At 60.4% G+C, this 13,526-nt stretch carries 11 protein-coding genes; 7 read left to right on the plus strand and 4 right to left on the minus strand.

What is annotated here, in order from left to right; translation table 11 throughout:
• The first annotated feature begins 75 nt into the window (after positions 1-75).
• The 6 genes from OK411_RS11645 to pepN are packed head-to-tail and all read left to right on the plus strand — an operon-like array spanning position 76 to position 6,594.
• Positions 76-966, plus strand: a complete 891-nt coding sequence (locus OK411_RS11645; protein WP_016774212.1) for an NAD(+) kinase — start codon at positions 76-78, stop codon at positions 964-966.
• A complete protein-coding gene (locus tag OK411_RS11650) occupies positions 966-1,937 on the plus strand; it encodes a metallophosphoesterase (protein WP_264364913.1) in 972 nt (323 codons plus the stop codon). The genes OK411_RS11645 and OK411_RS11650 overlap by 1 nt, the downstream gene beginning before the upstream one ends.
• The gene (locus OK411_RS11655) at positions 1,934-2,803 is read left to right on the plus strand and encodes a rhomboid family intramembrane serine protease (RefSeq protein ID WP_123441680.1); all 870 of its coding nucleotides are present in this window, start codon (positions 1,934-1,936) and stop codon (positions 2,801-2,803) included. The genes OK411_RS11650 and OK411_RS11655 overlap by 4 nt, the downstream gene beginning before the upstream one ends.
• A 35-nt stretch (positions 2,804-2,838) precedes the next feature.
• A complete protein-coding gene (locus tag OK411_RS11660; RefSeq protein ID WP_264364914.1) occupies positions 2,839-3,099 on the plus strand; it encodes a YeaC family protein in 261 nt (86 codons plus the stop codon).
• Positions 3,096-3,926: a DUF2797 domain-containing protein gene (locus OK411_RS11665; protein ID WP_016774216.1), complete on the plus strand. Its 831-nt coding sequence runs from the start codon at positions 3,096-3,098 to the stop codon at positions 3,924-3,926. Before OK411_RS11660 ends, OK411_RS11665 begins: the two co-directional genes overlap by 4 nt.
• Before the next feature lie 10 nt (positions 3,927-3,936).
• Positions 3,937-6,594 (plus strand): aminopeptidase N, encoded by a 2,658-nt coding sequence (gene pepN, locus OK411_RS11670; protein WP_122708264.1) that lies wholly within the window; start codon positions 3,937-3,939, stop codon positions 6,592-6,594.
• A 183-nt stretch (positions 6,595-6,777) separates the two neighbouring features.
• On the opposite strand, the gene katG is transcribed toward pepN, so the two are convergent.
• Positions 6,778-9,054, minus strand: a complete 2,277-nt coding sequence (katG, locus tag OK411_RS11675) for a catalase/peroxidase HPI (protein ID WP_264364915.1) — start codon at positions 9,052-9,054, stop codon at positions 6,778-6,780.
• Positions 9,055-9,272: 218 nt separating this feature from the next.
• Positions 9,273-11,483 carry an LTA synthase family protein gene (locus OK411_RS11680; RefSeq protein WP_264364916.1) on the minus strand — a complete coding sequence of 737 codons (2,211 nt, stop codon included), beginning with the start codon at positions 11,481-11,483 and terminating at the stop codon, positions 9,273-9,275.
• 327 nt (positions 11,484-11,810) lie between these two features.
• Between OK411_RS11680 and OK411_RS11685 the strand changes: the two genes are divergently transcribed.
• Positions 11,811-12,827, plus strand: coding sequence for an ABC transporter substrate-binding protein (locus OK411_RS11685; protein WP_264364917.1), 1,017 nt, complete (start codon positions 11,811-11,813; stop codon positions 12,825-12,827).
• Between the two features lie 59 nt (positions 12,828-12,886).
• Here OK411_RS11685 and OK411_RS11690 read toward each other — a convergent pair whose 3' ends face one another.
• Positions 12,887-13,102 carry a helix-turn-helix transcriptional regulator gene (locus tag OK411_RS11690; RefSeq protein WP_073475280.1) on the minus strand — a complete coding sequence of 72 codons (216 nt, stop codon included), beginning with the start codon at positions 13,100-13,102 and terminating at the stop codon, positions 12,887-12,889.
• A complete protein-coding gene (locus OK411_RS11695) occupies positions 13,099-13,473 on the minus strand; it encodes a hypothetical protein (protein WP_073475277.1) in 375 nt (124 codons plus the stop codon). The genes OK411_RS11690 and OK411_RS11695 overlap by 4 nt, the downstream gene beginning before the upstream one ends.
• Positions 13,474-13,526: the final 53 nt, after the last annotated feature.

Below are 13,526 nucleotides of genomic sequence, written 5' to 3' on the forward strand. Positions count from 1 at the left end.
CTGAAAGGATTTTGTCTATCTGGCGCTTTCGCCCATAATCGGGTTTTCGCGTTTTCGATTGTCCGCAGAGGTCCCATGGAGCAATTTCGTAATATCGGCATCATCGGTCGCCTGGGCAGCTCCCAGGTGCTGGATACCGTCCGCCGACTGAAACGCTTTCTGCTCGACCGTCACCTGCATGTGATCCTCGAAGACACCATCGCTGAAGTCCTGCCCGGCCACGGCCTGCAAACCTCGTCGCGCAAGATGCTCGGCGAAGTCTGCGACATGGTCATCGTCGTCGGCGGTGACGGCAGCCTGCTCGGCGCTGCGCGGGCGCTGGCCAAACACAATATTCCGGTGCTCGGCATCAACCGTGGCAGCCTCGGCTTCCTCACCGATATTCGCCCGGACGAGCTGGAAATCAAGGTCGCCGAAGTGCTCGACGGCCACTATCTGGTAGAAAACCGCTTCCTGCTGCAAGCCGAAGTGCGTCGCCATGGCGAGGCCATCGGCCAGGGCGATGCGCTCAACGACGTGGTGCTGCACCCGGGCAAATCGACGCGGATGATCGAATTCGAGCTGTACATCGATGGCCAGTTCGTCTGCAGCCAGAAGGCCGACGGGCTGATCGTCGCCACGCCCACCGGCTCCACTGCCTACGCCTTGTCTGCCGGCGGGCCGATCATGCATCCCAAGCTCGACGCTATTGTGATTGTGCCGATGTACCCCCATACCTTGTCGGGACGGCCGATCGTGGTCGATGGCAACAGTGAGCTGAAAATCGTCGTGTCCAAAGATATGCAGATCTATCCGCAGGTGTCCTGCGACGGCCAGAACCACTTCACCTGCGCACCGGGCGACACCATTACCGTGAGCAAAAAGGCACAGAAGCTGCGCCTGATTCATCCGCTCGATCACAATTACTACGAGGTGTGCCGCACCAAGCTTGGCTGGGGCAGCAAGCTGGGGGGCGGAGGCGACTGATGCTCGATCCCGCGCGCAGTTACGACCTGATCGGTGACGTGCACGGATGCGCTTTGACCCTCGAACACTTGCTGGACCGTCTCGGTTATCACAAGCAGGGCGGGGTCTGGCGGCATCCGTCACGCATGGCGGTGTTCGTCGGCGACATCATCGACCGTGGCCCGCGCATTCGCGAGGCGTTGCACATCGTTCACGACATGGTCGAAGCGGGGCAGGCGCTGTGCATCATGGGCAACCACGAATTCAACGCGCTCGGCTGGGTCACCCCGGCGCCACCGGGCAGCGGCAAGCAGTTCGTGCGCGAACACACCAAACGCCATGCGCGGCTGTTGCAGGAAACCCTGACTCAATTTGAAGACCATCCCGGCGACTGGCATGACTTCCAGCAGTGGTTCTACGAGCTGCCGCTGTTCGTCGATGCCGGTCGCTTCCGCGTGGTGCATGCGTGCTGGGATGCCGGTCTGATCGAGCCGTTGCGGGCGTTGTTCCCCAATGGCTGCGTCGATGAGCATTTCCTCCAGGCCTCGGCGGTGCCCGGCAGCTTCGCCTGCACCGTGTTCGATCGCCTGCTGCGCGGCACCGACATGCGCCTGCCTGGTGGCCTGACCATGACCAGCGGCGACGGTCTGGTGCGTTCGTTCTTCCGCACCAAGTTCTGGGAAGACGACCCGAAAACCTACGGCGACATCGTCTTCCAGCCCGATGCACTGCCGGAACCTGTCGCGCAGACGCCGCTGACTTCAACCGAAAAGAATTCCCTGCTGCGCTATGGCGTCGACGAGCCGTTGCTGTTCGTCGGCCACTACTGGCGCAGCGGCAAACCGGCGCCGATCCGCCCGAACCTCGCGTGCCTGGATTACAGCGCCGTGCTCTACGGCAAACTGGTGGCCTATCGTCTGGACCAGGAAACGCGCCTGGATCCGCAAAAATTCGTCTGGGTCGATGTCGAGCGGCCGGAGGTCCTGCGATGAGTGCGGTAGCGGTATTGCGCCTGCCGTTGGCGGTGGATTTGAGCGGTTTTGTCAAACTGCTGCAACGCATGCAAGTGCCCCATCGGGTCAGCGAAGAGGCGGGCGAACAGGTGTTGTGGGCGCCGGAGGAAATCAGCGAGGACGTGCGCTCCTTGTACGAGCGCTTCCCGGCCGGCGACCCGGATCAGCAACTGGACATTCCCGTGGGCCAGACCTTCAAACGGCCAAGCTTCGCCGAACAGCTGAAACACGCCAAAGCCACCGGATTGATTCTGCTGTTGAGCCTGATCGTCGGTGGTCTGACCTTCCTCGGCGAAAACCTGGAAACGCTGCGCTGGCTGACCTTCCTCGATTTTCGCGTGATCGGCGAGTACATCCACTTCACGCCCCTGGCCGACAGTCTGGCGGCAGGGCAGTGGTGGCGGCTGGTCACGCCGATGCTGATCCACTTCGGCATCCTCCATCTGGCCATGAACGGCATGTGGTACTGGGAGCTGGGGCGGCGTATCGAGTCGCGCCAGGGCAGCATCAACCTGATCGGCCTGACGCTGCTGTTCAGTCTGGTGTCCAACTACGCGCAGTTCGTCTGGAGCGGGCCGAGCCTGTTTGGTGGGCTGTCCGGCGTGCTTTACGGCTTGCTCGGGCATTGCTGGATTTTCCAGCTGCTGGCGCCGAACCCGGCCTATCGTCTGCCGCGCGGCGTGCTGGTGATGATGCTGGTGTGGCTGGTGGTGTGCATGTCCGGGCTGATTTCGCTGATCGGTTTCGGCCAGATCGCCAACGCCGCGCACCTGAGCGGGTTACTCATCGGATGCTTCACCGGTTTGTTGGGCGGTTTGTATAACCGCCGTAAACTGGCCGTCTAACATTTTTTGTTTCAGCAAAGAGCACGGAGACCCTGATGTCCTCTTTCAACGACATGATCAACAACATCACCCCGGACATCTACGAAAGCCTGAAACTGGCCGTGGAAATCGGCAAATGGTCCGACGGCAACAAACTCACTGCCGAACAGCGCGAGCTGTCGTTGCAGGCGATGATTGCCTGGGAAGTCCAGAACCTGCCTGAAGACCAGCGCACCGGTTACATGGGCCCGCAAGAGTGTGCGTCGAAGTCGATCGAAGTGCCGAACATCCTGTTCAAGTCGGATGCCATCCATTGATCGAGATTGGCCGCGGTGCAATCAGCAAAATGTCGGCGCGCCTGGACGGGTCGAACGTGCAATACGCGTTTCGTCTGGATGACGTCGAGGTGCCGGTCAATCCGTTGATCGGCAGCACGTTGCGTCTGGAATTCCTGGGGGCGATCCACTGCACCCATTGCGGGCGCAAGACCAAGACCAGTTTCAGTCAGGGTTATTGCTACCCGTGCATGACCAAACTGGCGCAGTGCGACCTGTGCATCATGAGTCCGGAGCGTTGCCACTTCGACGCCGGCACCTGCCGCGATCCGGTGTGGGGCCAGCAGTTCTGCATGACCGATCATGTGGTTTATCTGGCCAACTCGTCGGGGATCAAGGTCGGCATCACCCGTGCCACGCAGTTGCCGACCCGCTGGCTCGATCAGGGCGCGAGTCAAGCCTTGCCGATCATGCGTGTGTCGACACGCCAGCAATCGGGCTTTGTCGAGGACCTGTTCCGCAGCCAGGTGGCGGACAAGACCAACTGGCGCGCATTGCTCAAGGGCGATGCCGCGGCGGTGGATCTGGCGCAGGTGCGCGATCAGTTGTTCGAAAGCTGCGCCGAAGGCCTGCAAGGGTTGCAGGAGCGATTCGGCCTACAGGCGATTCAGACGATTGCCGATGTCGAACCGCTGGAAATCCGCTATCCCGTCGAGCAATACCCGGCGAAAATCGTCAGCTTCAACCTGGACAAGAACCCGATTGCCGAAGGCACGCTGCTGGGGATCAAGGGTCAGTACCTGATCTTCGACACCGGCGTGATCAACATTCGTAAATACACGGCTTATCAGCTCGCCGTGCATCAATAAGGATTCCAGCATGCGCACCGAACAACCGAAGATGATTTACCTCAAGGACTATCAGGCGCCCGAGTACCTGATTGACGAAACGCACCTGACCTTCGAGTTGTTCGAGGACCACAGCCTGGTTCACGCGCAACTGGTGATGCGCCGTAATCCTGAACGTGGCGCCGGACTGCCGCCGCTGGTGCTCGACGGCCAGCAACTTGAGCTGCTCTCGGTGACGCTGGCGGATCAGGAACTGAGCGCTGCTGACTATCAAGTCTCGGACAGTCACCTGACCCTGCAACCGACCAGTGAAACGTTCACCCTCGACACCAGCGTACGCATCCACCCGGAAACCAATACCGCGCTGGAAGGCCTGTACAAGTCCGGCACGATGTTCTGCACCCAGTGCGAAGCCGAAGGCTTTCGCAAGATCACCTATTACCTCGACCGCCCGGACGTGATGAGCAAGTTCACCACCACCGTCGTGGCCGAACAGCACAGCTACCCGGTGTTGCTCTCCAACGGTAACCCGATCGCTTCCGGCCCCGGCGAAGATGGCCGGCACTGGGCGACTTGGGAAGACCCGTTCAAGAAACCGGCGTATCTGTTTGCGCTGGTCGCCGGTGATCTGTGGTGCGTCGAAGACACCTTCACCACCATGAGCCAGCGCAACGTCGCGCTGCGCATTTATGTCGAGCCGGAAAACATCGACAAGTGCCAGCACGCGATGAACAGCCTGAAGAAGTCCATGCGCTGGGACGAAGAGGTCTACGGTCGCGAGTACGATCTGGACATCTTCATGATCGTCGCCGTCAACGATTTCAACATGGGCGCGATGGAGAACAAGGGCCTCAATATCTTCAACTCCAGCGCCGTGCTGGCCCGCGCTGAAACCGCCACCGACGCCGCGCACCAGCGGGTCGAGGCGATTGTCGCCCACGAATACTTCCACAACTGGTCGGGCAACCGCGTCACCTGCCGCGACTGGTTCCAGCTGTCGCTCAAGGAAGGTTTCACGGTGTTCCGCGATGCCGGTTTCTCCTCGGACATGAACTCGGCGACAGTCAAGCGCATTCAGGACGTGGCGTACCTGCGTACCCACCAGTTCGCCGAAGATGCCGGGCCGATGGCCCACGCGGTGCGCCCGGACAGCTTCATCGAGATTTCCAACTTCTACACCCTGACCGTGTACGAAAAGGGCTCGGAAGTGGTCGGCATGATCCACACCTTGCTGGGCGCCGAAGGCTTCCGCAAGGGCAGCGATCTGTACTTCGAACGCCACGACGGCCAGGCCGTGACCTGCGACGACTTCGTCAAGGCCATGGAAGATGCCAATGGCGTTGACCTCAGCCAGTTCAAGCGCTGGTACAGCCAGGCCGGCACACCGCGTCTGGCCGTCAGCGAGTCCTACGACGCTGCGGCGAAAACCTACAGCCTGACCTTCCGCCAGAGCTGCCCGCCGACCCCGGACAAGGTGGAAAAACTGCCGTTCGTGATCCCGGTGGAGCTCGGCTTGCTCGACAGCCAGGGCAATGAAATCGCTCTGCGTCTGGCTGGCGAAGCCTCGGCACAAGGCACCACTCGGGTGATCTCGGTGACCGAAGCCGAGCAGACCTTCACTTTCGTCGACATCAACGAACAGCCGTTGCCGTCGCTGCTGCGCGGCTTCTCGGCGCCAGTGAAATTGAGCTTCCCGTACAACCGCGATCAACTGATGTTCCTGATGCAGCACGACAGCGACGGTTTCAATCGCTGGGATGCCGGTCAGCAACTGTCGGTGCAAGTGCTTCAAGAGTTGATCGGCCAACATCAGAAAGGCGAGAGCCTGAAGCTCGATCCGCGTTTGGTGTCGGCGCTGCGCACGGTGCTGTCCGACGAGTCGCTGGATCAGGCGATGGTTGCCGAAATGCTCTCGCTGCCGGGGGAGGCCTATCTCACCGAGATCAGCGAAGTGGCTGACGTCGAGGCGATTCACGTCGCTCGCGAGTTCGCCCGCAAGCAACTCGCCGAAGGCTTGTTCGAAGCGCTGTGGCTGCGTTATCAGGCCAACCGCGATCTGTCGAAAAAGACTCCGTACGTCGCCGAGGCAGAGCACTTCGCTCGTCGCGCCTTGCAGAACATTGCCCTGTCGTACCTGATGCTCAGCGGCAAGCCGGAAGTGCTGGCGGCGGCGCTGGAGCAGTTCGAGACCGCCGACAACATGACCGAGCGCCTGACTGCCCTGGCGGTGCTGGTCAACTCGCCGTTCGAAGAACAGAAGGCCCTCGCCTTGGCCAGCTTCGCCGAGCACTTCAAGGACAATCCGCTGGTCATGGATCAGTGGTTTAGCGTGCAGGCTGGCAGCACCTTGCCGGGCGGTTTGGAGCGGGTGAAGGCGTTGATGCAGCACCCGGCATTCAACATCAAGAACCCGAACAAGGTGCGGGCATTGATCGGCGCGTTCGCCGGGCAGAACCTGATCAACTTCCACGCGGCGGACGGTTCAGGTTATCGCTTCCTCGCCGATCTGGTGATCGAACTGAACGGCTTCAACCCGCAGATCGCCTCGCGCCAACTGGCCCCGCTGACCCGCTGGCGCAAATACGACAGCGCGCGCCAGGCTCTGATGAAGGCTGAGCTGGAACGCATTCTGGCGTCCGGGTCGCTGTCCAGTGACGTCTATGAAGTGGTGAGCAAAAGCCTGGCGTAACCCGTTCCGGTAGGAACCGTCGAGTTGATCGTTCCCATGCTCTGCGTGGGAATGCCTCTCTCGACGCTCTGCGTCGGCTTTGGGACGCAGAGCGTCCCTTGCTGCATTCCTTTGCTACGCGTGGGGACGATCAACAAAAAATGCCGCTCAACGAGCGGCATTTTTATTTGGCACAACAAACAGCTATTTGCGCAGATCAAACCGATCCAGATTCATCACCTTCGTCCATGCCTTGACGAAATCGTTGACGAACTGCGTCTTGGCATCGGCGCTGGCATACACCTCGGCCAATGCGCGCAATTGCGCATTGGAGCCGAACACCAGATCCACCCGAGTCGCCGTCCACTTTGGCGCCCCGGTCTTGCGGTCACGGCCTTCGAACTCATCTGCATCCCTTGAAGTCGGCGTCCACTCCACGCCCATGTCCAGCAGGTGGGTGAAAAAGTCGTTGCTCAGCGTTTCGGTTTTGTCGGTGAACACGCCATGCCGCGTCTGGCCGACATTGGTGTTCAATACCCGCAAACCACCCAGCAGCACGGTCATTTCCGGTGCCGTGAGCGTCAGCAACTGCGCCTTGTCGATCAGCAGGGTTTCCGCCGCAACCGTGTATTTTCCTTTGCTGTAATTGCGGAAGCCATCGGCAATCGGTTCGAGGAAGCCGAACGATTCGACATCGGTCTGCTCCTGCGAAGCATCGACGCGGCCCGGTGAAAACGGCACCGACACTGAATGCCCGGCGTTCTGCGCGGCTTTTTCCACTCCGGCATTACCGGCCAGGACGATCAGGTCCGCCAGCGAGATCTTCTTGCCGCCAGCGGCCGAACCGTTGAACTCGCTCTGAATGCCTTCCAGTTTGCTCAGCACCTTGTCCAATTGCTCGGGCTGGTTGGCCTGCCAGAACTTCTGCGGGGCCAGACGCAAGCGTCCGCCGTTGGCGCCACCGCGCTTGTCCGAACCGCGGAAGGTCGATGCTGCAGCCCACGCGGTCGAAACCAGTTGCGACACTGACAACCCTGAAGCCAGCACCTTGTTTTTCAGCGCAGTGGCGTCGCTGTCATCGATCAGCGGGTGCGTCACGTCGGGCAGCGGGTCTTGCCAGAGCAATTCCTCTTGTGGCAATTCCGGGCCGAGGTAGCGAGAGAGCGGACCCATGTCGCGATGGATCAGCTTGTACCAGGCGCGGGCGAACGCGTCGGCGAGCTGATCGGGATTGGCCAGAAAGCGCCGCGAGATTTGTTCGTAGGCAGGATCGAAGCGCAACGCCAGATCGGAGGTGAGCATGGTCGGCGAGAGCTTCTTGTTCGGATCGTGAGCGTGGGGAACGGTGCCTGCACCGGCGCCGTTTTTCGGTTGCCACTGATGGGCGCCCGCCGGGCTTTTGGTCAGCTCCCACTCGAAGCCGAACAGGTTTTCCAGATAGTTGTTGCTCCACTGCGTTGGTGTGGTGGTCCAGGTCACTTCCAGACCACTGGTGATGGTGTCGGCGCCTTTACCGGTGCCGAAGGCGTTTTTCCAGCCCAGACCCTGTTGCTCCAGACCGGCCGCTTCCGGCTCTGGGCCGACATTGTCGGCCGGGCCGGCGCCATGGGTCTTGCCGAACGCGTGGCCGCCGGCGATCAGCGCCACGGTTTCTTCATCGTTCATGGCCATGCGGCCGAAGGTTTCGCGAATATCCTTGGCCGAGGCCACCGGGTCCGGGTTGCCTTCCGGGCCTTCCGGGTTGACGTAGATCAGACCCATCTGCACGGCGGCGAGGGGATTTTCCAGATTGCGTTCGCCCTGATCGGTGCGGCTTTCTTCACGGCCATGCAGATCGGGCTCAGCCACCAGCGTGCCGTCGCCGGGCTCTTGCACCGGGCCATTGCTCTTGCCGTAACGGTTATCGCCGCCCAGCCACTCGGTTTCCGAACCCCAGTACACGTCTTCATCCGGTTCCCAGACATCGGCGCGGCCCCCGGAAAAACCGAAGGTCTTGAAGCCCATGGATTCCAGCGCGACGTTGCCGGTAAGCACGATCAGGTCGGCCCAGGAAATATTGCGTCCGTATTTCTGCTTGATCGGCCACAGCAGGCGGCGGGCCTTGTCGAGGCTGACGTTGTCCGGCCAGCTGTTGAGCGGGGCGAAGCGTTGCTGTCCGGAGCCGGCGCCGCCACGGCCGTCGGCGGTGCGATAGGTCCCGGCGCTGTGCCAGGCCATGCGCACGAACAGCGGGCCGTAATGGCCGAAGTCGGCTGGCCACCAGTCCTGAGAATCAGTCATCAGTGCTTTGATGTCTTGTTTCAGCGCCTGGAAGTCGAGGCTTTTGAAGGCTTTGGCGTAGTCGAAGTCCTGGCCCAGCGGATCGGACTTGGGGGAATGCTGGCTGAGGATTTTCAGATTGAGTTGATTCGGCCACCAGTCACGGTTTGTCGTACCGCCGCCGGCGGCGTGGTTGAACGGGCATTTCGATTCGTTTGCCATGTTCGGATCCCTATCAGGTCTGCGGCCGGCTCGTGCCGACTTCGGACTGGTAAGGCTAGACCCGAGTTGGCAAGTCGGCTAATAGCCCGACTATTGGATACCGATAGGCAAACTCTTTCACCGCACAGGCAGGAGCTGCCGAAGGCTGCGATCTTTTGATCTTTGTTCACCAAAAAATCAAAAGCAAAGATCGCAGCCTTCGGCAGCTCCTACAGGGGTTAGCTCGATTGTGCGGTGTCGTCCTCTGGCACGTCGTCGAGGATGTCTTCCTGGCCGGGCAGTTCAGTGATCACGCTGAAGTCCGAGACCTCGACCGCGCCATTGCCATACCCCAGCAAATGAAACGAGAACGCTTTGCGCGGCTGGGGGTTTTCAAAGCTGAAGTCCAACTCCAGTGGCTGGTCCGCCGTGGCGACCATTTCCGTAGGCAGGCCCAGTTGCACGTCCTGTTCGAATTGCTTGGCCTTGAGCTGAATGTACGCCGCCTGCTGCGGATCGACCGAGCGCACGGTCAGGCGCACGCGGGTGTGCGAGCCTTTGGGCATTTCCAGGTATTGCGCGCCGATCAGGTTGTCGGCCCAGTCATCCTTGATCTGCGCTTGCAGAGGGATGATGTTGTTGCTGCCGAACTGGTAGCGATGATTGAGCGGTGTGCGCAGCAAGGACAGGTCCAGCGCATCGGCGCGCGCGGCGATCTGCCGGGCCGGGTGGCCGCTGTAGGTGCCTTTGTAGGTGGCACTGTCAGCAATGAAACCGGTGCTTTGGTAATAGCGGCAGCGGCGCGGCAGGTCGCACTCGGAGAAGATGCCCTGACCGTTGTGGTAACGCAGTTTGCCGTTGGTGAACGAAATGATCTCGCGCCCCGAATCGTAGTCGCGAAACAGCGAGCGGCCGCTCAGCGCAGTCGGCACCGGCAGGTCGAAATAGTCGAGGATCGAGGTGCTCAGATCTACGTGGCCGTAGACTCCGGCATTCAGACGCGGCAGTTGCGCCTGCTCCGGTGCCAGCGTCAGGTTGAAACCCCACGAGGAGGCCAGTCGCACACCGTCGATGCCGTGGGATTCATCCGAGGTGATCACCACCAGTGTGTCCTTGAGAACGCCCTGGCGCTCAAGTCCGGCAAGAAACTGATCCAGCGCATCGTCGAGATAACCGACGGCAGCCTGCTTGGGCGTCTCATAACGCTGCAGATAATCGTCCGGTGCCGAGTAGGGCTGATGGGTGCCGACCGTCAGCAGCGTGAGCATCCACGGCTGTTTTTGCTTCTTCAGTTGGCCGACGTAATCCAGCGCACCTTCGAAAAATGCCCTGTCATCCTTGCCCCACGGGAACTCCAGATAGTTGCTGTTGCTGAACCATTCCAGGCCATGGGTCGCATCGAAACCGATGTGCGGCATGATCTTGTCTTTGGCCATGAAGCGCAGGCCGGCGCCCTGCAAGTAATGAGTGCTGAAGCCGTGTTCGCGCAGCTGCGCCGGCAGGCAGGCCTGATTGCGTTCGTTGAGGGTGAGCATTTCCACGCCTTTGGGCGTGCCATTGTTGAGCTTGTCGTAGTCACCGCACAGCATGGCGTACAGACCGCGAATGGTCTGATGGGTGTGCAGCACGTAATCCGGGGTGTTCATGCCGCGCTCGGCCCAGCGGCTGAGGTTGGGCATCAGATCTTCCTGATAATGACTGCCGATCGCCTCACGGTTGGCACGGATGTAGGCGCCGGGAATGCCTTCGAGCGCGATGATCAACACATTGCGCGCCTGGCCTGGCGCGGCGAGCAGCTTCTGGCCATTGAGATCGACGTCGGTGAGCCCGGCCATCGCCGGTGTGGGTTCTTCAACGTCGCCGTCGAGCCATTCCTCGGCCTGGATCTGCAGGTCGGCGACTTCACTGGCGAGCAACTGATGCGGCAGGTTGTACAGGCGCCAGGCGTCGCCGTCATTCGGCCACAGGTTTTGCGCGCCCCAATGGGCGGCGAACAACACAATAGGCGCGGCCCAGACGGAGCGAGGCAGAGCAGGGCGAGACAAGCCGCGACCAACAAACTGAGTCAGCAGCCAGAAAGCCAGGGCACCCAGCAAAGCCATGGCCAGGGCAGGGTGCGCAAGTCCGCCGCCAGTGGAGTTTTCGACGAATTGCGGGTCGATCAGGTAGTGAATATCCGAAGGCGTCGGCAGGCGGCCGACGGCGCTGACCAATTCTGCCGTGGCGATCGCCAGCAGCGCCCAGAACATCAGCACCGGCAAGGCCAGCCACCATGCGCGGCGATGCAGCGTTACCACCAGCAAACTGCCGACGGCCAGATCCGACAAAAAGCCCAGCGGGTTCGACCAGCCCAGCGCCGCCCGCAGGCACACCGGCACGACCAATACCAGAACGATGAGAGAAAGAAGGCGGGCATTCGGCCGCCGCAGCCAGTTGAAAAGAGCGCTCACAAAAAAGGCCTGCTTGTCATCAAAGGGTCAAAAAAGTGTGGGTGATGATACCAAGGGCAGAAAGGCTGATCGGCTTTTAAAACCTGCGGCTGGCGATCGCTGAAACGGCGCGTGCCCATAGCGGGCGTGGGTTGTGGGACGTATGGCTGTTTTTCGGAGGGGCAGTTTTTTGTTTCAGACTGTTGTAGGTCCATCCACTGCTCCTGAATTTCAGCAGCAGACGCTAAATCGCGGAGCGCTATCGATATTCGATAAAGATATTTAATTTACGTTTGTTATAGCTATAAAGTCATGCCTTTCAGCCCACCCCCATGCTGCGAGGTTGTCATGGCCACACCGTTCAAACGTTCTGCGCTGACTCTGTTGGCCGCTACTCTGGCAGCGGGCGCGCTGTTCAGCAGCGGCGCCCAGGCCGAGGGCAAGATCAGCATCGCCCAGCAATTCGGTATCGGTTATCTAATCCTCGATGTCGTGCGCGATCAACAGCTGATCGAGAAACACGGCAAGGCCCAGGGCCTGAAGATCAAGGTCGACTGGAACAGCATTTCCGGCGCTACGGCCATGAATGAGGCGCTGCTCACCGGAGCGCTGGACGTCGTCTCGGCCGGCGTGCCGCCGATGCTCACCGTGTGGGATCGCACCAAGGGCAAGCAGAACGTCAAAGCCATCGCCGCGCTGGGGTCGATGCCCAATTACTTGCTGACCAACAACCCGAACATCAAAACCCTCAAGGACTTCAGCGACAAGGACCGTATCGCGGTGCCGGCCGCAGGCGTAGGCTTCCAGTCGCGTACCCTGCAGATAGAAACCGCCAGGGAATTCGGTGATGACCAGTTCAAGAAGTTCGACAACATTTCGGTCAGCCTGCCGCACCCGGACGCCACCGCTGCGCTGATCGCTGGCGGCTCGGAAATCAACTCGCATTTCTCCAGCCCACCGTTCCAGTACCAGGCGCTGCAAAACCCCAACGTGCATAAAGTGCTCAGCTCCTACGACATCCTCGGCGGCCCGGCGACGTTCAACGTGCTCTACACCACGGAAAAATTCCACGACGAAAACCCGAAAACCTACAAAGCTTTCTATGACGCACTGGCGGAAGCGGAGAACATCATCAAAGCCGACAAACCCGCCGCCGCCCAGGCCTACATCCGTGTAGAGCAATCGAAACTGCCGCTGGCCCTGGTCGAGCAAATCGTCAAAGACCCGGAAATCGACTTCACCGTTGTACCGCAACGCACGTTCATCTACGCCGAGAAACTGCAGGAACTGGGTGTGTTGAAAAACAAGGCGGGGAGCTGGAAGGATTACTTCTTTGAAGAAGCGCATGGTGGTGCGGGGAGTTGAGGGGAGGGGAGTGCGGCAGGCTCCTGTGGTCTGCCGCTAATACTCGTCAGTGGCAGCGCTCACAGCGAGTCGGAAATGGACGTTTCCCCATCCTCGAAAATGCTTTCAATCGGCAACCCGAACGCTCGCGCGATCTGGAAGGCCAGCGGCAGGCTTGGGTCATAGCGTTCATTTTCGATGGCATTGATGGTCTGACGGGAGACCTTCAAGCGCTGCGCCAGATCGACCTGTGACCACTTGCGCTCGGCGCGCAGCGCCTTGAGGTGATTTTTCATTGATAGCGACGTCGGGCGATTTGCAGACCGAGGATCCACATTGCGCCCATCACCGGCCATACGCAGGTCCACGGGATGTGCGGGGCGCCGATATTTTCGAGAAAGCCATAGCTGAACGTCAGCAACGCGGAAGCGGCGAACGCAAAGCCCAGCGCTTCAAACTGGATGCGCAGGTGCATCTCATCCAGGCGCCGCAGGTTGCGCACGATAGCCCAGCACATCAATCCGGCGGGGATCATCGGCGCCAGCGCGACGGCTGAACGCAACAGCAGATGGGCGTCCAGCAAATGTTGGCTGGCAACCACCGAGGCGATCAGCACGAGTGTGTACAGCGTCAATGCGGCGCCCATTTCGAGGTAATAGCGATTCATGTTTAACTCCATGTAAAAGACCCTTTACATCCTCGTCGAAATCTTTGCTTATG

Origin of the sequence: Pseudomonas sp. RG1 (assembly GCF_025910115.1) — a bacterium.
GTDB classification, from domain to species: Bacteria; Pseudomonadota; Gammaproteobacteria; order Pseudomonadales; family Pseudomonadaceae; genus Aquipseudomonas; species Aquipseudomonas atacamensis.

Bases quoted from the DNA above. Each gene is read 5' to 3' on its own strand.
- katG (WP_264364915.1), bottom strand. From the start codon at position 9,054: ATGGCAAACGAATCGAAATGCCCGTTCAACCACGCCGCCGGCGGCGGT.
- pepN (WP_122708264.1), top strand. From the start codon at position 3,937: ATGCGCACCGAACAACCGAAGATGATTTACCTCAAGGACTATCAGGCG.
- OK411_RS11695 (WP_073475277.1), bottom strand. From the start codon at position 13,473: ATGAATCGCTATTACCTCGAAATGGGCGCCGCATTGACGCTGTACACA.
- OK411_RS11655 (WP_123441680.1), top strand. From the start codon at position 1,934: ATGAGTGCGGTAGCGGTATTGCGCCTGCCGTTGGCGGTGGATTTGAGC.
- OK411_RS11650 (WP_264364913.1), top strand. From the start codon at position 966: ATGCTCGATCCCGCGCGCAGTTACGACCTGATCGGTGACGTGCACGGA.
- OK411_RS11645 (WP_016774212.1), top strand. From the start codon at position 76: ATGGAGCAATTTCGTAATATCGGCATCATCGGTCGCCTGGGCAGCTCC.
- OK411_RS11685 (WP_264364917.1), top strand. From the start codon at position 11,811: ATGGCCACACCGTTCAAACGTTCTGCGCTGACTCTGTTGGCCGCTACT.
- OK411_RS11660 (WP_264364914.1), top strand. From the start codon at position 2,839: ATGTCCTCTTTCAACGACATGATCAACAACATCACCCCGGACATCTAC.
- OK411_RS11690 (WP_073475280.1), bottom strand. From the start codon at position 13,102: ATGAAAAATCACCTCAAGGCGCTGCGCGCCGAGCGCAAGTGGTCACAG.